Here is an 18682-nt window from a genome sequence, read left to right as displayed (position 1 = left end):
CACTGCCATGTTCTTTTTAACTCCATCATCTTTCCCTTTATTGATCGTAATTTGTTCTAGCCACCTTTCAGGCGATCTAGAAATTACTGTTGCTTGTATAGGGTTATATTTTCGTATTGCATCCGATTCTGTCAGTTCAAGGTTGTTTCTTAAATCCTCATTTTCTTCTTTCAATTCTTGAACTTCATAAATAAGCCCTTTATATTCAGCAAGTTTTTGTTTTAGTAATTTATTTTCTTCATACGTATCCTTGAAATCTCCAATATTACGAGTAACGTTTGTTACCCAATTTACTGGAGCATGAACCACGCTTTGTGCCCAACCGACCGTATCATTGACTATTTCTTCTATTATTGTTAGGTCTTCTCGATCCCTTAAAGAGAAACCTATCAAAGCTACAAGCAGTATAAAACCAATTAATAGAATGAACAATCGCTTTTTGCGTAAAAAAGACATCTAAACACCCACTTAATCTACAGTATGACGTGATGACACATGTGGTTGGGATCGAAAGTGGTGTATATATTCCAGTGATTTACCCGTACCAATCGCTACACTTTCCAGTGGATTTTCCGTAATAAACACAGGCATTTTGGTTTCATCACTTATAACCTGATCAATATTTTTTAGTAAAGCTCCTCCACCAGATAAAACGACTCCCCTATCCATAATATCTGCTGCAAGCTCTGGTGGGGTTTTTTCTAGTGTATTTTTCACAGCTTCCACAATGGAGTCTACGGTATCCTTTAACGCTACAGAAATTTCCTCTGCAGTAACGGTAATTGTTTTTGGTAAACCTGTTAAAAGGTCTCTTCCTCGTATATCAATTTCTTCATTCACATCCACTTTCCCTGCTGTACCAATTTCCAACTTAATGGATTCTGCTGTTCGTTCGCCGATCATTAAACTATAATGCTTACGAATATATTGAGTAATGGCTTCATCCATGTTATCACCAGCTGTTCGAACAGAACGGCTGGTTACGACACCACCTAATGAAATAACTGCAACTTCCGTTGTGCCACCACCAATGTCTATAATCATACTCCCCGTTGGTTCCCAAACAGGGAGGTCTGCTCCAATAGCTGCTGCAAAAGGCTCGGAAATAGGATAAGCTTCCTTTGCGCCCGCTTGTTTCGTTGCATCAATAACTGCTCTTTCTTCAACCATCGTAATGCCCGAAGGAACACATACCATTACATTTGGTTTTTTTGCAAAATAAGATCTATTCTTCATTGCTTTATTAATATAATATTTCATCATGGTAGCTGTTGTATCATAATCAGCAATTACTCCGTCTTTCATTGGTCGAATGACAACAATATTTCCTGGAGTTCGTCCAATCATATTACGCGCTGCGCTTCCTACAGCTTCAATATCTCCAGTGTTTTTATTTTTGGCTACCACTGTAGGCTCACTAACAACAACATCTTTGCCCTTAACAAATACAAGCGTGTTGGCTGTACCTAAATCTATTCCTAAATCCTGAGAAAAATTAAATAATCCCAAAAAAATCTCCCTTTCCAGTTTGCATACATATATTTTTATGTAGCTCGTATTATGTTATTTTCAATTATCTCGTTTTCCCGTTAAAAAGTAAAACAATTATCTAGTATAACATGCGCTTATTATACATAAATATAAGCGTAACAAGCGCCACTTTCCTCAGGTTTACTGAAAAATGGCGCTTCCTTCATTTCTTTTCTATATAATTATACGAAAAAAAATAAAAAATAGATAGTGTTAATACAAGTTTTTTGTCAAGCATGATCCACATCTATGTTTAACTGGGTTTCATTTTCACAAAACAACTTTTTGTTTCAGCTTAGCAGGCGAATGTTTAACAGGACGTAGTAGGTAATGCTAAGCGTAGCGTATTTTAAAAATATGAGCATAAGTAGAGCGTCCATACGTAAAAAAAACACTAGCATACAACAAATAAATTTCACATGAAGCAAATAAGGATTGGGAACTTATAGTTATTGCTGGTGAGGATTTTGATAAAAGCATGTTTGATCACTTCATGTAGATCATTCAAATTATCATAAGAAACGATAACTTCTGAAGTGAAAACGTAGACTGTAGTAAGATTTTGGCAACAAGGATAAAAAGGCGATGTCATTCTTACAGTACGCTTTGAATTCAATTTCTTAACGCATATTTTTAGCCAGACTATTAGATTACACTATCTTACAAGTAACCTTTTTCTTTTAAAGAAACAAATTTACGATTGCCTATAATTAAATGATCCATCAGTTCAATCCCGATCATTTTTCCGGACTCAACTAATCTCCTGGTTACATGAATATCTTCCCGGGAAGGTGTTGGGTCGCCTGAAGGATGGTTATGAGCAACAATTATGGAAGCGGCAGAACGTTTAACAGCTTCACGAAATACTTCTCTAGGGTGAACAATAGAAGCGTTTAAACTGCCAATAAAAATCGTTTGCCGGTGAATAACTTGATTTTTGGTGTTTAAAAATAGTGCTACAAAATGTTCCTGGTTTAATACTCGCATATCTTCCATAATGTAATCTGCGCCATCTTCAGGAGACCGAATGACATAACGATCACCTGATTGAAAACCGTTCATTCGCTTTCCCAACTCAATGGCTGCTAAAACGAGGACACCTTTAGCTCTGCCGATTCCTTTTATAGCTATTAACTCTTCTATGGTTGCATCATTTAAAAGTTTTAAACCTTCAAAATGCATCAATAGGCGATTAGATAAAGAAAGTACAGATTCTGATTTTGTCCCACTCCCAAGAATAATAGCCAATAATTCTGCATTTGACACCTGTCCAGGGCCAACCTTTAGTAACCTTTCTCTGGGGCGGTCATCTTTAGGTACATCTTTGATCATAATAGGCATTGAAGTCATTTTCATCCCCCTTTAACTAAGATACTTGTATCTTACAGAGGATTCTTTGTTTAAACAAACCAGCAATTTTAAAAAAACAACTAAATATCTGAGACAAAAAAAGCTTTATATATGAGAAAAACCGCCATATGAGTAACTGTTTTTTCTTAAAAATTCTATTCTCAGTAGATAAGCAAGTAAAAAACTTGAAGTATAATAAATTGTAAAACAGCATGGGAAGTTTTATTCCAACCATTTTGTAGAAGGGTTCAACCCTATTTAAAGCTATTAACTTTATACGATATTGTTTTCTTACATCATCCTACTTTTACAAGATAGTAGTGTAGTATTCTTTTATTCGTTCACTATTTTTTTTCACGGTTAAGCTCATGTATTAATTCATACCATAAAGTTAGTAAATTTGCTCCTAAGTCTACAGCCCTATCATTTTTTTCTTCAATTACATGTTGATTCATTGCATTACCTAAGCTTTGGAGACGTTTAGGGATAGTTTTTTTGGTAGATTCCCATTGTTCTTTAGATACTTTTTGTTGTTGCATATCTTTCCGCCATACATCCGCAAATGTCTGCATCCAGCTTCTTTCTTCTTTCTTCAGTCCCTCTTCTCCCACATGAATCTGCCATTTTTTTACATAAATATCCAATTCTGAATTGATATCATTTTTTAACCGTTCCGCTTTTTCCTTTGAGGCAGCCGCAGATATTAATAAAAAATATTGCTTATCTTTTTCCCAAATCATTGCAGGTAGCCCTTCCTCTTGAAACTTCTTTTGCCACGTCTGTGCATTTCCTGCTTCAGAAAAAACGCCTCCCTGCAATACAAAAATATCAAAACCTTTTATATTTGCGTGACCATCTAGTTCTTTCCTTTCTTTTTCACGGCTAGTTTCGGTCACGCTAGCGTTATTCTCCTCACTATTGGCTTGGCGATCTTCATCAATGGTAACAAACATTCGAATCAATGTAATCCCCAGCAATGTCCCTATAATAAAAGCTGAAGCAATGGCAATAATTAAAGGTTTCATATGCTTTATTTTTTTAAAAAATATGGGATAAACTGAAAACTTCTTATCAGATAGTCGGGCGTATGATGGAACTTCTTCCTCTGTATCCGTTAGTGTTGCAGCTTCCTCATTCTCTGTCTCCCCAGTTGTATCATTATTTTTTGATGAATACATAGACAGCTTCACCTGCTGACCGTTTTTCCAGACTGTTATTTTACGCTTGTCCTTTTTCACAGTTTTGCCTCCTGTTAGAAGAGTTCTATTTTACTCTAGCAAAAAACATGTGAAAAGTAAGACGAAGTTTGTCAGCTTTTTAAGAAATTGTTCAACATAATGTGATACCTTTTTCCATTACATGGTGCCACTAAAACTATTATTTATTCTTACTGAGTAAATACGACCTTACAATAGAAATGAAATGAAGCGAACCTGTAATACAATATACAGTGTTTGGGTCACTCATTTTACTGATCGCATTTTCCCACGAATTAATGGTTTTCATTGAAGGTAACGAGATTTTTTTCATTTCAGATATACTTGCAGCTCTCGGGTGATCAAAAGTGGTTAAGTAAATTTCACTAAATTTACCCGTTAGAGGAATCATCATCTCATCAATTGCTTTATCTTTAAAAGCTGCAAATAATAGCTGCCTTTCTTGATATGGAAAGACTTTCTCCAGTGTGTCTATAAATGCACGAATTCCTGCTGGATTATGAGCTCCATCAAGAATTATAATAGGATGTTGGGACACTAGTTCAAATCTACCTTCTAATTGTACGTCAAAAAAAGCAGTTGGTAATTTCGACAACTGGATGATACATCCTTTCTGCTGTATTAAATGTAAAGCCATTAACGCTAATGATGCGTTCGCTAATTGATGTTCTCCATACAATTTAAGTTTAAAAGCAGCTCCCTTCGTATAAGGTAGGTTCCATTCCATATGATTCCATTCTTTAGAAGGTAGACTTTGATAATGAAAATGCAACCCTAATTGATAGACTGGAGCTTCCTTAGCCTCCGCTTCTTGTATAATCACCTCTTTAGCAGCTAATTGTAATTGTCCAATAACAACTGGAACTCCTTGTTTAATAATCCCTGCTTTATGTAAAGCAATCTCAGGTATTGTCTGACCAAGAAAAGCCATATGATCTTTACTAACACTAGTAATAATAGATACTAAAGGGATTATACAGTTTGTCGTATCTTCTCTCCCTCCCATTCCAGCTTCTATAACAGCAATGTCAACATTGGTAACAAAATAAAAGAACGCAATAGCTGTCAATATTTCAAACTCTGTTGGGGATTGATTTTTTTGATCTAATTCCTGAACCGCTGGGTAAACTTTTTCCCACACTTTTAAAAATGCTTGTTCAGAAATTGGTTCTTCCTCTACATAAATATACCCGCGAATTCCATGTAAGCTTGGTGAAGTAAACACTCCTACTTGATAGCCACTTGCTTGCAAACCTTGTTTCACAAAAGCGGCAGTAGATCCTTTTCCATTAGTGCCGGCAATATGAACAGCATTTAATCGTTTTTCAGGGTGACCAAGTAAAGCAAGTAATTGTTGCATACGTTCCAAACCAGGTTTAACACCTAACTGATGCCGATGATTAAAAAATGCTTCTATTTGCTTCATTGTATGCAATTATGTACAATCCTTTCATGAGTAGTATTTAATTTATAACATAAAGTGAATCTTCAATCTGTAGATTCTTTCATCCCCGACTGATTGTTAGCAGCCCAGTATGCCCTAAAGGCCTATGACGAATCCGGGATTTAAGTGCTGTTACCTCTTACTTTATTTCGCTCACATCTTCATTTTGAAGTGGGAGTCATACAGCACCTATATCTAGGATAAATCTTTTCGTAAAAATTTTAATTAAAAGTGCTTACTTGTAAAGTTGAAAAATTTTATGAACGATTATAAGTATAGCAGAAAGGAAAGAACTGATGCACGTAACTGGATGGATTATATATAACGATAGTTTACCCGGCAAGAAATTTATTGATTTTGCACAATGGCTAGAAAAAGCAGCGATACAAAGAGCTAGCAACGTAAAAATCATGTCAAATAGCGAACTCTTATCTTTTTTATCTCAAAGCGAATTATCTGTATTAACGGAAGAGCAACCTAGCGCTTTGCCTGACTTTGTAGTGTTTACAGATAAAGATATTTACCTAGCTAAGCAGCTCGAATTATTAGGTATAAGCGTGTTTAATTCTTCGGAAGCAATTCGTATTAGTGATGACAAAATATTAACGTATCAACAGCTTGCAACAGCTAAGCTTCCAATACCTAAAACGATTATTTATCCGAAAACATTTACTTCCCAACAGCTAAAGCCTGGCGCACTGCAAGCTGCAATTCACCGTTTGGGTTTTCCTATGATTGTAAAAGAAGCATTCGGCTCTTTTGGCGAACAAGTGTATCTTATCCATAATAAAGCGGACTTAATTCAGCAAATTAAAAATTTGGCAACAAAGCCCTTCGTTTTACAAAGATTCATTTCTACTAGCTATGGAAAAGATTTACGGCTGCATGTTGTAGGCAATAAAGTTGTTGCGGCCATGAAACGACAGTCAGCACATGATTTCAGAGCAAATATTACTGCTGGTGGTACAATGGAGGCGTATGAACCGTCGGAGGAAGAACAAAAACTGGCGATCCTAGCTACACAATCCATTGGAGCTGATTTCGCAGGTGTTGATCTATTAGTTGGAGAAAATGATTCTCCTATAATTTGCGAGATCAACTCCAATGCTCACATCCGCAATTTGTTTGATGCCACGGGAATAAATGTTGCTACCTTTATAATTGACTATATTTTTAAGAAGATAGAAGGGAACACAAATGCATAACGGCTGGCTTATCTATAGTGATGAAGATATTGAAGTAAATAAAGCCTATATTCATTGGTTTATGGAAGAAGCAGCACTTCAATCCATCCATCTGCAGCTTGTACGTAGGGAAGACCTGACGATTGGAATTCATAAACAGCGCCAAGTCCTATTAAATAACCATCAGATAGAACCTTTACCTGAATTTGCAGTTGTTCGTACCATTGATCCTATGCTTAGTATTCATCTGGAAAGTTGTGGAATTAATGTTTTTAACAACTCTCACATAGCAACTATTTGCAATAACAAAGCGTTAACGCATCATTATGTACATCAACTCAATGTTCCAATGGTAGACACATATTTCCATAAAGCTTCTTTTTTAAAAGATTCCCCTCCGCTTTCTTTTCCATTTGTAGTAAAAACCGTTGCAGGCAGAGGTGGAAAAGAGGTTTATATGATCACTAATGAGTTGGAGTATTTAGCATGTATGAAGAAAATAAAAGGCAGTGACATCATCATGCAAAGTTGCCATGTGCAACAAGGCAAAGACTTGCGCGTTTTTGTCGTAGGGAAAAAAATTATCGCAGCTGTACTTAGAGAAAGTAATACCGATTTTAGAGCCAACTACAAGCTTGGTGGTAGTGCAACACTATATACATTGTCCAAAAAAGAAGCAACAAGAATCCAAACGATTATTGATTATTTCGATTTTGGAATGGTAGGAATTGATTTCTTACTAAGTATGGATGGAGAACTATTATTTAATGAAATTGAAGATGTTGTCGGTTCTCGCATACTAAGTGCCGTTAGCAATACAAATATACTACGGTTATATGTGGAGCATATCAAAAAACACATCCAGTCGTAATCCTTTTTATCATGCAATCATGCAATAAGGGTTACCTACTTCTTACATTCAGTTCGAAGTAGGTAACCCTTAAATTTGTTAGTTTTTTAATTCATGTAATCTTGCTTGAACCTTCGCTTGTTTATCCAAGTACTCTTTTTCTTTTTGTTTTTCTGCTTCAATTACTGCCTGAGGTGCTTTATTAATAAACCCTTCGTTTGCGAGTTTTTTCTGCACACGCTCTACTTCTTTTGTCCATTTAGCTAGATCTTTTTCTAAGCGAGCAATTTCTTTGTCAAAATCAATTAGCCCTTCTAATGGTAAAAATAGTTCTGCTCCTGTCACTACTGCTGACAATGCTTTTTCAGGGACATCGATCTTTTCCATAATGGCTAATTCACTTGTGTTACAAAAACGTTCTAAATAGTGACGCTCTTCTTCTAATTCCTTCACAATAGATTCATTCTCCGCTTGGATGAGTAGTTTAACTTGTTTTGACATTGGTGTATCTACTTCTGCACGAATATTACGGACAGCTTTGATAATCGCCACTAGTCGCTTCATTTCATTTGCTGCCTGTTCATCATGGAATTCATCTCTTGGCTCTGGCCAAGTGGCAACTGTGATAGATTCTCCTTGATGTGGTAACTGTTGCCAAATTTCTTCTGTAATAAACGGCATGAATGGATGCAACATACGCATCGTTTGATCTAAAACATAAACGAGCACAGAACGTGTTGTTTGTTTTTGAGTTTTGTCATCTCCATATAATGGTATTTTTGCCATTTCAATATACCAATCACATAGTTCATCCCAAATAAAGTTATATAATTGACGGCCAGCTTCGCCAAATTCATATTTATTGTTATTTCTAGTTACATGCTCAATTGTTTCATTTAAACGGGTTAATATCCACTTATCTGCCAAAGACTTTTCGCCTGTTAAATCAATATCTTCATACGAAAAATCCGCTAAATTCATTAAAGAAAAACGAGAAGCATTCCACACCTTATTCGCAAAGTTCCATGTTGCTTCTACCTTTTCCCAATGAAAGCGTAAATCTTGACCAGGGGTAGAACCAGTCAATAGAAAATAACGTAATGAATCAGCACCATATTTATCAATGACATCCATTGGATCGACACCGTTGCCTAACGATTTACTCATTTTTCTTCCTTCTGCATCTCGAATCAATCCGTGGATCAAAACATCATCAAACGGCTTTTGATTCGTAAAATGCTTCGATTGAAAAATCATTCTTGAAACCCAGAAGAAAATAATATCATAACCTGTTACGAGAACTCCAGTTGGAAAATACCGCTTGTAATCTTCTGCTCCTACATCCGGCCATCCCATGGTAGAAAATGGCCATAAAGCAGATGAAAACCAAGTGTCTAATACATCTTCATCTTGCTCCCAATTTTCTATATCGTCGGGAGCTTCCTTGCCGACATAAATTTCTTTTGTTTCTTTATGATGCCAAGCTGGTATGCGGTGCCCCCACCATAGTTGGCGAGAAATACACCAATCACGAATATTTTCCATCCAATTTAAATAGGTTCTTTCAAAACGCTGTGGAACAAAATTAACTTTGTCACTTCCTGCTTGTAGCTCGATTGCAGCATCTGCTAGTGGTTTCATTTTTACAAACCATTGCGTAGATAAGTATGGCTCCACGACAGCGCCACTTCGTTCAGAGTGACCAACTTGGTGCAGATGGTCTTCAATCTTAAATAGTACACCTTGTTCTTTCAAATCGTGAACAATTTGTTTTCTGCACACAAATCGGTCCATTCCTTCATAAATACCAGCATTTTCATTCATCGTTCCATCTTCATGCATAACTAATACTCGTTCTAAATCATGTCTATTCCCAACTTCGAAATCGTTTGGATCATGAGCGGGCGTAATTTTCACTGCACCAGAACCAAATTCCATATCTACATACTCATCTGCAACAATTGGTATTTCACGACCGACGATTGGCAAAATAGCTTTTTTGCCAATTAAATGGCTATATCGTTCATCATCAGGGTGAACAGCAATCGCAGTATCACCTAACATCGTCTCTGGGCGTGTGGTAGCAATTTCGATTTTCTCATCGCTATCTTTTAACGGGTAGAGCATATGATAAAATTTGCCCTGCACTTCTTCATAAATCACTTCGATATCGGATAAAGCCGTTTTTGTATCTGGATCCCAATTTATAATATATTCTCCGCGATAAATTAAACCTTGCTCGTATAATTTTACAAATACTTCTCTAACTGCATCTGACAAACCTTCATCAAGCGTGAACCGTTCACGTGAATAGTCTAAACTAAGCCCTAACTTTTCCCATTGTGAACGAATAAACGCAGCGTACTCTTCCTTCCATTCCCAGGCTTTTTCGAGAAATTTTTCTCTACCTAGCTCATAACGATTCGTACCTTGTTCTTTTAGCTTTCCTTCCACTTTTGCTTGTGTAGCAATCCCAGCATGATCCATACCAGGGAGCCATAATACATCATATCCTTGCATACGTTTCATTCTAGAAATGGTATCTTGCATTGTCGTATCCCAAGCGTGCCCTAAATGCAACCGTCCTGTAACATTTGGTGGGGGAATAACAATAGAATAGGGTTCTTTCTCCGTATCGTTCTTTGCTTTAAAATAGTTTCCTTCTAGCCAAAATTGATAGCGACCTTTTTCTACTTCCTGCGGGTTGTATTTAGCAGAAAGTGAAGGTTTTGATTCTTGTTCGTGCATGACATGCTCCTCCTGACAATATCTTTTTTAGAAAGCTGTAGTTTCTCTTATACGTTTTTGACACTTACCAAAGTGTAAAAAAAACCCTTTTGTCCTATAAAAGGACGAAAAGGGCTTGCTTTCCGTGGTACCACCTTTATTTGTATACTTCTAGTGTAATAAAGAAACAAAGTATACACACTTCATTTGTTGATAACGGTACATAGACCGGCTTCCTTCTACTTAAAAGAAGACATCATCGTAGCCTTATTTTTCAAAGGAGCTGTTCCTGGGCGACATTCCAGCATAATCTTTCAAGGAAACTTTCAGCCAATGATTTCCATCTCTACATGATAATTATCCTGTACTCTTCCCATTCTTTACATTTTCATTGTTTACATGCATATTATTAGAATAGCTTTATTTTATATATAATTCCTCTTTACGTCAACTGTTTATTCACTAAAATGAAATAGGGCGTTCTTTTCCCAGCTCTGGAATGTTTACGACAAAAAGCAGCTTAAAGAATGTAACTCTTCACTGTTATTGTAAGTGTTTGTGGACGTTTATCTAATTGCTAGTGCTATCATCTATTCTTAAATAAATAACCCGTTACATAGTAAGGTTTGCACCAAAAAGATCAATTTATACATATAGTATAGTAACAATACAAATTTCTGATGTAAAGGAGAGAGTCTCATTGGCAAGATATTACCGTTACCGGCTACCACCATGGGCTAGAAATTGTATTATCGTAATCGAAAGATGTACACTGCCTATATTAATTTTTCAATTGATTCGTACTTTATTTTTCCCAACCACCTTTGATGTATTTCTTCTGGGTATTATCGTTGGCATTTTTATAGCTTTTTATTTGGAATGGATTTAATCTGTTTCATCCAAATCATCTAGGTCGTCCAGATCATCCAGATCGATCGTATCATACGTTTTTTCCACATGTGCAGAAAGTTGCAACCCAAACAGTATACGGCGAAATGTATGCTGTAAATGAATTATTTGTTTCAGCATGGATGTGTTTGCTTGTTTATGATTTTTGACACAACTTAGATAAGCTTGTGAATCTAATAATTGAATGACTAACAAATATAGTTCTTTCTTGGTCAGTTCGTTCTCATTCATATACTTGTCAAATCCGCGCAGCAGCATATTAGTCGGAGTATCATAATGCTTTGTTTCTTCTTGAAAAAAAGCAACTAAATCAAAAACGGGATAGTCAAACCCTGCATTCTCCCAATTTATAAAATAGAGCTGACCTTGATCAACTAAAGTATGTGAAGTTTTGATGTTCTTATGACACAAACTATAATACCAAGTCTCTTCCTGTTCATCCAACAGTTGATCAATTCTTCGTATCGTTTCATTCAGACTATAATTAACATCTTTAAATTGCGTGCACACAAGTAATTCAAATGGGGACATAAAGCGATGTTGTTCGTACTCCTCTACAAATGTAAGTAATTGTTGCTGTAAGGTCAAACAATGCTGTTTATACTGTTGAAAAGCTTGCTTAAACTGCTGGATTTCAACCAAATGTCGCCGTTTTGTTTTCATATGAATCAATCCAAAGCTTTGAAAGATTTTATCAATCGTGGATTGATCTAATTCTGTTTCTCGGCTTTCTTTCCAAGGTGTCACATAATAAATAAGCTCTCCTTTTTTTTCATATAACTTTCCTTGCTTCGTTAAATAAACTGGTAAAATAGGAAAAAGATATTCTTCATAAGCCAATTTATAAACTTGTTCCCACATAACGATCGTTTCTTCCGTTAGCCGGCTATGTTTTAACGCATATTGCTGGTTGTAGTCTTGCACCATGTAGAGCCGTTCCGTTTGTTTTTCTATGTAAAAAGGTCGAATAGAATAAGCATGCAAAACTTCTTGTAAGGTATCCATTTTCTTCACCACCCTAGTTTCAAAGCGAACAAAAATTAGGCTCATGCCTTTACACTCTTATCAATTAGTGGGGTTTTCTTTCGTACCCCGCTGGTTGTTCAGCAGCACAAGGAATACGATTTAAAGGGCTTTTACGAAAAAGGAGAGTAAGGCGGTGTATCTCCCACTTAGACTTGTTCCGCTCACATCTTCCAATCTTGAAGTAGGAGTCTTACAGCACCTTTATCCGCGATAAGTCATAGAGTTCGATTATATTTAGCCTTAGAAAAACTTGGCTTATCGCCAAATCTTATGGCAAAAGCCTTTGTTTTTCTTATATTATAAACCAAAAAATCTCATACTTTTCTATAGCGTAAAAAAACTTCTATACCTTTGGTTAATGAAAAATGAGGTGCCAATACTAGCTTTTAAGGAAGCTACAGGCACCCTTACCTCTATAACGAAAAGAGCATCATTTGTTTTTCTTTTGTGGAATGTACAGTAATTGACCTTGCGTAACTTCATAATCATCATCCAATTGATTTTGTTTAATTAATTGTAGTGCAGAAACTTGATACCTTTCCGCAATGGAATCGATCGAATCTTCTTCCTGTACGAAACATAACCTCATGCTAGTATAACTATTTTCAGCTTTATTACTAAAAATATCTGCTAAGTAGGTGACATCCTGGATCTCATCATTGATGTGTCGATCACCACTCGTCTGATTAATTTCCGGCGAGACGGATAACGCTTCTTGATCATTCTCATCATTATTTTGCTTCATCTTCATCTCATTAAAATTGTTAGGTTCTTCCGTAACTTCAGCTTCTGCAGCTTTTCTCCCTTGGTCATCGCCGTTTAAATTATTTTGCTCTTCATTCGTTTCGACTTCTCTTTCTTGTTCATAATCTGTTACATTGCTTTTTTCTTCAGTGACTCGTTCTTCACTTTCTTGAATTGTTTCATGAGTAGAGTCATAAACTACTTGTTCATATTGTTCTGTCCCCTCATCTTCACCCGATTCTTCTTCATGAACATCACTAGTATCCTCTTGTTTAGAATCAAAAAATTCCTTTAGCGTTTTCGTCTCTTTATACTTCCATCTCCCTACTTCATCAGTTTGCTCACCTTCCTTATCTAGATGTTCTGTTATTTTCTCTGGATTTTCATCAGATAGTATTGTTTCTTCTTGCTCTATTTCCTTAAATTTGCTTTTTTCATCTGACCTATCTTGCTCTGGTACCGTTAGAAATGGTAAAGATGGGTTCATCTCCTCATTTTCTGTTTTATAATCTTGCTCTGATTGTTTCATTTCAAACTGAAAATGATCAGCTTCTTGATCTCCTCGATTAGACTTATCTTCTTCGGGAGGTAGATAGTTAAACTGTTCTTGCGACTCTTTTTCTCGTGCATCAGTTATTTCTTCTTGTTGAATGCCATGAATTTCAATTGTTGAATAAAGTCGGAATAGGGTTGGATTGGGGATTTCATAATCAAATGTCTGAATATACACGCTTATATCGTTTAAGTTTGCAATGCGGTTTGCAGGTACAGAAATTTCTACTGGGAAGTGATGAGAAAATATAGATACCCCTTCTTCATCTTGCTCCACGACTTCAACATAGCGTTTAGAGCCCATCACATCTTCTTCTAAATTATCTTGAAAAACGGTGTGTCTGCTTTTTTCATACTCTCCTTTTAATTCAATAACTCCTCTGATTGAAATATAGTCGTGAAATGAATGAATAGAGATGTCTGGCTCCAATGAAACCCCTCTCATTTCATTTACTTCCTGTCCTTTTTCAAAATAGAGTGTTTCATTCAATTCAAACTGAAATACGGACGCTTCATTTGTCACGGCTCTCCTCCTCTCCACCATATAGTTCATATATGATGATATGCCTTATATTCAACTATATGAATATTTTCATTAGGATATTACAAACGGTAAAGTTGATTTCCATGAAGTTAAAAACAGCTTCTTTATTACGACTTTACTAAAAATGAACCTTTTTGCTTAAGCTAGCGAAGGAAATCCGGAGACTAAGATGGGAAAGCGTAGCGGAAGACCCTGCAAGAATAAGAGAACCGCTTTTTTTCGAGGAGGCTGGCTTTTGGGCCAATGGAAAGTTTTGCAGCGGTCACTATCTACATGACGCTTGTGCGTTTCCAAAATAAACGTTGTATGAAAAATCGTTTAAAGTGTACATAAATAAAGTGCTGGAAATTTGAGGTTATAACTATGTAGAAAAACTTGACTTCCGTAGTAGTTGCATGAGACTTTAAGAATAGCTAGGATCGTTTCAATTTGTGAGTTTTTTCATTTATTGCAAAAAAAGACCTCACTAGTGGCATGTATATCAAAAATTACATGCTATTAGTACTAATACTACTAGTAGAGGTCTTTAAATTATGTTCTATTCTCTGGCATAGGTTAATCGAAATAAATACACACCATAAAAAAGGCGTAACTTAGTAATAAGCTTCGTTACTCTATAGAAGCAAAAGCTGTGTCAATTGCTTTTATCGTATGTTCAATATCTTCGTCTGTATGCGCAGTTGATAAAAACAGGCCTTCAAATTGTGAAGGTGGAAGGAACACACCATTTTCAATCATAGAGCGATAATATTGAGAAAAATAGTCAAGATTAGCAGATTGAGCAGTTTCAAAATTAATTACTTTTTCATTAGTAAAAAAGACGCCAACCATTGAACCTGCTCGATTAATATGCAATGGTATATGATGCTTATTGGAAGCCTCTGTAAACCCTTCTACCAATCGGTCCACTTTTTTATTTATCGCTTCATAAGATGATTCATCTAACGCTTTTAATGTCTCAAGCCCCGCGGTCATCGCTAGCGGGTTACCAGATAATGTACCAGCTTGATAGATGGATCCAGTTGGAGCAACTTTCTCAATAATCTCCCGTTTACCTCCATATGCACCAACTGGTAATCCGCCACCGATTACTTTCCCGAGACATGTCATATCGGGTGTCACTCCAAAATGACCTTGCGCACATTGGTAACCTACCCGAAAGCCAGTCATTACTTCATCAAAAATAAGCACGGTGCCGTTTTGTTCCGTAATTTCTCTTAATCCTTGTAAAAAACCTTCTATTGGTGGAACCACTCCCATATTGCCGCTAACAGGTTCAACAATAACTGCAGCAATATCATCACCATATGTCTCAAAAGCATAACGTACACTTTCTAAGTCATTATATGGAACCGTGATGGTATTTTGAGCAATCGTTTTAGGAACACCTGGACTATCAGGAAGTCCAAGTGTAGCCACACCTGACCCTGCTTTAATTAACAGTGAATCACCATGACCATGGTAGTTCCCTTCAAATTTTAGTATTTTATCTCTTCCTGTGTAGCCTCTTGCTACACGCAAAGCGCTCATTGTTGCTTCCGTACCTGAATTAACCATCCTAACCATTTCTATGGATGGAACGCGGTCAATAACTAGCTGTGCAAGCTCATTTTCTAATAATGTCGGCGCTCCAAAGCTGGTACCTTTTTCCGCTGTTTCCTTTAATTTTGTTACGACCCGTTCATCAGCATGTCCTAAAATGAGTGGACCCCAGCTTAAAACGTAATCAATGTATTCATGACCATCAATATCTCTTATTTTGGCTCCCTTACCAGATTCCATAAAAATTGGTGACATACCTACTGATTTAAATGCACGAACAGGTGAATTAACACCACCAGGCATTAAATCAACTGCTTCTTCATAAGCAGCTTTGGATTTATCAAAATTCATAACCAGACATCCTCCTATCTATTTTTTTCTACTAACCATTTTGCAACATCTTTTGCAAAATAAGTTATAATTAGATCTGCTCCAGCTCGTTTCATAGATAATAGTTTTTCCATAACCAGCGCCTGTTCATCAATCCAGCCATTTTGCGCTGCAGCTTTCACCATCGCATATTCGCCGCTTACATTATAGGCAACAATCGGCAAATCAAAGTTATTCTTCATTTCTCTCACAATATCTAAGTAGCTTAAAGCTGGTTTTACAATTAAAAAATCAGCACCTTCATGAACATCTGATTTCGCCTCACGAAGTGCTTCTAATCGATTCGCGGGGTCCATTTGGTATGTTTTTCGATCTCCAAATTGTGGTGTACTATCTGCTGCATCTCGGAATGGACCATAAAAAGAAGAAGCATATTTAACCGCGTAAGACATAATAGGAATTTGTGTAAAACCAGCTTGATCTAAAGCTTGACGAATAACTGCTACAAACCCATCCATCATGTTTGACGGTGCAATAATGTCAGCCCCTGCCTTTGCTTGGGAGACTGCTGTTTTAGCAAGTAACTCTAATGACGCATCATTATCTACATCATGGTCATGAATGACTCCACAATGTCCATGAGACGTATATTCACACAAACAAGTATCTGCAATTACGAGCATTGATGGTACTTTTGTTTTAATTTTTCGTGTAGCTTGTTGGACAATCCCTTCATCAATAAAAGCGCCCGTCCCTTGTTCATCTTTTTCATTTGGCACCCCAAACAAAATAACAGCTTGAATACCAAGTTCTTCTAGTTCATCTATTTCTTCCGTAAGTAAATCCAACGATAACTGGTATACTCCTGGCATAGAAGGAACCTGTTTTCTCACCTTTTCTCCTTCAACAATAAACATGGGATAGACAAGATCGGTTTTATGCAAATGTGTTTCTCTTACTAAGTCTCTCATACCAGCCGTACGTCTTAATCTACGGTGTCTGTCAAAAGTCGGTATGTTCGTCATTTTTTTTCATCCTTTCTTTTCATCACGTCTTGCTTTATACAATCAATCATACCATTAATTGTAAAATCTTTTGCTGTTAGAACTTTAGAAAATCCTAATTCCTTCGCCCGTTGTTCTGTTGTCGTACCAATGCATACACATGGTGCGACGTTTCTGACCCCTATTAGATCGACAAATGACTCCACTGTAGACGGGCTTGTAAATGTAATATAATGAACCTTAGTATCCGTTATGGCGTATTGCAACAACGGTTTTGCTTTGACATTCTTATGGGTTTCATACACTTCAAGCATTGTAAAAGTTTTATTGCTTTGTTTAAAGCGCTCTGGCAACACATGTCTAGAGAGATTTCCTCTTACTAACAAAAAATGATCGTCGGTAGGATATTGACTTAAAAACTCCTCTGCCATCGTCTCAGCATCAAAAGAACTTGGGACAAAATCAGCAGAGCGACCTGTTATTTCTTTTAGCTTAAGATCCGTTTTATTTCCCACAACAGCAATTTTAGTTTGCACCACATTCTCTAAAGCGACAGCGTCGTGCTTTACGAACTGAAAAAAGCAGCTTACCCCATTCCCACTTGTGAAAAATATCCAATTACAATTTGACAATTGTTGTGCAAAATCCCCATTTATTGGACGTTTACAAGTAATATTAATAAGTGGGACTTGTATTGGTTCTCCGCCTAAATTAGTAATTTTATTCGCAAAATCTGTTGCTTTTTCTTGCTCGCGAGTGACTAAGATTCGCTTCCCATCTAACGGTAAGCTCATTACTCATTTAACTCCTCTTTTACCTTTTCAATAATTTCCTTAGCTCCTCGATTTTGTAATAACGTAGCTGCTTTCCTGCCAACTGCTTCTGGATCACTACCTTGTACCACTTCCTTTAAGACTGTTTTCCCATCAGGTGTGCCTACAAAAGCTGTCAGTACAATCGTTTCTCCTTGTAAATATGCATAGCCTCCGATTGGTACTTGACAGCCGCCTTCCAACAAATGCAAAAAGGTTCGTTCTGCTGTAACCGTTCGAGCGGTATCTTCATCATGAAGGGTTGCTAAGAGTTTTTTCAGTTCATCATCATCCGCCCGGCATTCAATAGCTAAAGCGCCTTGCCCAACTGCAGGAACACAAACGTCTGGCTCTAAGTACTCCGTAATTAATGTTTCACTTAAACCTACTCGCTTTAAACCAGAAACAGCCAACACAATCGCATCATAATCTTCTTCCTTTAATTTTCTTATCCTTGTTTCAATATTACCACGTATCCACTTTATAGTGACATCTGGTCTTACAGCTTGTATTTGCGCAGCTCTTCGTAAACTGCTCGTTCCTACAATTGCCCCGTTTGGCAAATCTTTTAAACGAATATTTCCTTTAGAAATAAACGCATCTCGATGGTCTTCACGCTCTGGAATAGTTGTTATAATCAACCCTTCTGGCATCGTAGACGGCATATCCTTCATACTATGTACAGCTAAATCAATTTCTTTGTTATACATAGCTTCCTCAATTTCCTTGATAAACAGACCTTTCCCACCTACTTTAGATAAAGTAACATCTAAAATACGATCCCCCTTTGTAACGATTTTCTTCACTTCAAAATCATTTTCAACCCCAGCTTGTTTTAATTGATTAATTACCCAATTGGTTTGTGTTAATGCAAGATTACTTTTTCGTGAACCAACAACTAATTTACGCAAGTTTAT

The 18682-nt window shown here is 36.7% G+C and carries 15 protein-coding genes and 1 other annotated feature; of the genes, 3 read left to right on the top strand and 12 right to left on the bottom strand.

All coding sequences use genetic code 11. The features are described 5' to 3' along the window. The 5 genes from mreC to HLX49_RS08705 form a co-directional block, all read right to left on the bottom strand. Nucleotides 1-456 (bottom strand): rod shape-determining protein MreC (gene mreC, locus HLX49_RS08725; protein ID WP_296361301.1); only part of this gene is annotated, 456 nt, incomplete at its 3' end. Nucleotides 457-468: 12 nt separating this feature from the next. Further along, entirely contained in the window at nucleotides 469-1509 is a 1041-nt protein-coding gene (locus HLX49_RS08720; RefSeq protein ID WP_077703427.1) for a rod shape-determining protein, read from the bottom strand. Between the two features lie 681 nt (nucleotides 1510-2190). Beyond that, nucleotides 2191-2871, bottom strand: coding sequence for a RadC family protein (gene radC / locus HLX49_RS08715; RefSeq protein WP_077706880.1), 681 nt, complete (start codon nucleotides 2869-2871; stop codon nucleotides 2191-2193). Between the two features lie 353 nt (nucleotides 2872-3224). Continuing rightward, the gene (locus HLX49_RS08710; RefSeq protein ID WP_296361299.1) at nucleotides 3225-4118 is read right to left on the bottom strand and encodes a hypothetical protein; all 894 of its coding nucleotides are present in this window, start codon (nucleotides 4116-4118) and stop codon (nucleotides 3225-3227) included. 139 nt (nucleotides 4119-4257) lie between these two features. Continuing rightward, the gene (locus tag HLX49_RS08705) at nucleotides 4258-5523 is read right to left on the bottom strand and encodes a bifunctional folylpolyglutamate synthase/dihydrofolate synthase (RefSeq protein ID WP_077706879.1); all 1266 of its coding nucleotides are present in this window, start codon (nucleotides 5521-5523) and stop codon (nucleotides 4258-4260) included. Nucleotides 5524-5837: 314 nt separating this feature from the next. Between HLX49_RS08705 and HLX49_RS08700 the strand changes: the two genes are divergently transcribed. Together HLX49_RS08700 and HLX49_RS08695 are read left to right on the top strand one after the other, a co-directional pair. Continuing rightward, nucleotides 5838-6746 carry an ATP-grasp domain-containing protein gene (locus HLX49_RS08700; protein ID WP_077703425.1) on the top strand — a complete coding sequence of 303 codons (909 nt, stop codon included), beginning with the start codon at nucleotides 5838-5840 and terminating at the stop codon, nucleotides 6744-6746. Continuing rightward, a complete protein-coding gene (locus HLX49_RS08695; RefSeq protein ID WP_077703424.1) occupies nucleotides 6739-7596 on the top strand; it encodes an ATP-grasp domain-containing protein in 858 nt (285 codons plus the stop codon). Before HLX49_RS08700 ends, HLX49_RS08695 begins: the two co-directional genes overlap by 8 nt. A gap of 78 nt (nucleotides 7597-7674) precedes the next feature. Here HLX49_RS08695 and HLX49_RS08690 read toward each other — a convergent pair whose 3' ends face one another. Continuing rightward, nucleotides 7675-10323 (bottom strand): valine--tRNA ligase, encoded by a 2649-nt coding sequence (locus HLX49_RS08690; RefSeq protein ID WP_077703423.1) that lies wholly within the window; start codon nucleotides 10321-10323, stop codon nucleotides 7675-7677. A gap of 97 nt (nucleotides 10324-10420) precedes the next feature. Then, nucleotides 10421-10692: a binding site (T-box leader), on the bottom strand. Between the two features lie 310 nt (nucleotides 10693-11002). On the opposite strand from HLX49_RS08690, the gene HLX49_RS08685 reads away from it, so the two are divergent. Beyond that, nucleotides 11003-11191, top strand: coding sequence for a hypothetical protein (locus HLX49_RS08685; protein ID WP_073004679.1), 189 nt, complete (start codon nucleotides 11003-11005; stop codon nucleotides 11189-11191). Here HLX49_RS08685 and HLX49_RS08680 read toward each other — a convergent pair. The 6 genes from HLX49_RS08680 to hemC form a co-directional block, all read right to left on the bottom strand. After that, on the bottom strand, nucleotides 11188-12216 hold the full coding sequence (locus HLX49_RS08680) for a phosphotransferase (RefSeq protein WP_296361283.1): 1029 nt from the start codon (nucleotides 12214-12216) through the stop codon (nucleotides 11188-11190). The genes HLX49_RS08685 and HLX49_RS08680 overlap by 4 nt on opposite strands. Before the next feature lie 451 nt (nucleotides 12217-12667). Then, the gene (locus HLX49_RS08675; protein ID WP_296361281.1) at nucleotides 12668-14056 is read right to left on the bottom strand and encodes a LysM peptidoglycan-binding domain-containing protein; all 1389 of its coding nucleotides are present in this window, start codon (nucleotides 14054-14056) and stop codon (nucleotides 12668-12670) included. A 630-nt stretch (nucleotides 14057-14686) separates the two neighbouring features. Further along, a complete protein-coding gene (hemL, locus tag HLX49_RS08670) occupies nucleotides 14687-15970 on the bottom strand; it encodes a glutamate-1-semialdehyde 2,1-aminomutase (protein ID WP_296361279.1) in 1284 nt (427 codons plus the stop codon). 14 nt (nucleotides 15971-15984) lie between these two features. Beyond that, nucleotides 15985-16974, bottom strand: coding sequence for a porphobilinogen synthase (gene hemB / locus HLX49_RS08665; RefSeq protein ID WP_101933825.1), 990 nt, complete (start codon nucleotides 16972-16974; stop codon nucleotides 15985-15987). Then, nucleotides 16971-17747, bottom strand: coding sequence for a uroporphyrinogen-III synthase (locus HLX49_RS08660; RefSeq protein WP_296361276.1), 777 nt, complete (start codon nucleotides 17745-17747; stop codon nucleotides 16971-16973). Before HLX49_RS08660 ends, hemB begins: the two co-directional genes overlap by 4 nt. After that, entirely contained in the window at nucleotides 17747-18676 is a 930-nt protein-coding gene (gene hemC, locus HLX49_RS08655) for a hydroxymethylbilane synthase (RefSeq protein WP_077703418.1), read from the bottom strand. The genes HLX49_RS08660 and hemC overlap by 1 nt, the downstream gene beginning before the upstream one ends. Nucleotides 18677-18682 lie beyond the last annotated feature (6 nt).

The sequence above is a fragment of the Virgibacillus sp. genome, assembly GCF_013393565.1.
Lineage (GTDB): Bacteria > Bacillota > Bacilli > Bacillales > Amphibacillaceae > Virgibacillus > Virgibacillus dokdonensis.
This window is presented reverse-complemented; position numbering and strand designations above follow the sequence as displayed.

What these genes read in the sequence shown, in the direction of transcription:
- radC (WP_077706880.1), bottom strand. Translation starts at nt 2,871, where the DNA reads ATGCCTATTATGATCAAAGATGTACCTAAAGATGACCGCCCCAGAGAA.
- HLX49_RS08705 (WP_077706879.1), bottom strand. Translation starts at nt 5,523, where the DNA reads ATGAAGCAAATAGAAGCATTTTTTAATCATCGGCATCAGTTAGGTGTT.
- HLX49_RS08700 (WP_077703425.1), top strand. Translation starts at nt 5,838, where the DNA reads ATGCACGTAACTGGATGGATTATATATAACGATAGTTTACCCGGCAAG.
- HLX49_RS08695 (WP_077703424.1), top strand. Translation starts at nt 6,739, where the DNA reads ATGCATAACGGCTGGCTTATCTATAGTGATGAAGATATTGAAGTAAAT.
- HLX49_RS08690 (WP_077703423.1), bottom strand. Translation starts at nt 10,323, where the DNA reads ATGCACGAACAAGAATCAAAACCTTCACTTTCTGCTAAATACAACCCG.
- HLX49_RS08680 (WP_296361283.1), bottom strand. Translation starts at nt 12,216, where the DNA reads ATGGATACCTTACAAGAAGTTTTGCATGCTTATTCTATTCGACCTTTT.
- hemL (WP_296361279.1), bottom strand. Translation starts at nt 15,970, where the DNA reads ATGAATTTTGATAAATCCAAAGCTGCTTATGAAGAAGCAGTTGATTTA.
- hemB (WP_101933825.1), bottom strand. Translation starts at nt 16,974, where the DNA reads ATGACGAACATACCGACTTTTGACAGACACCGTAGATTAAGACGTACG.
- HLX49_RS08660 (WP_296361276.1), bottom strand. Translation starts at nt 17,747, where the DNA reads ATGAGCTTACCGTTAGATGGGAAGCGAATCTTAGTCACTCGCGAGCAA.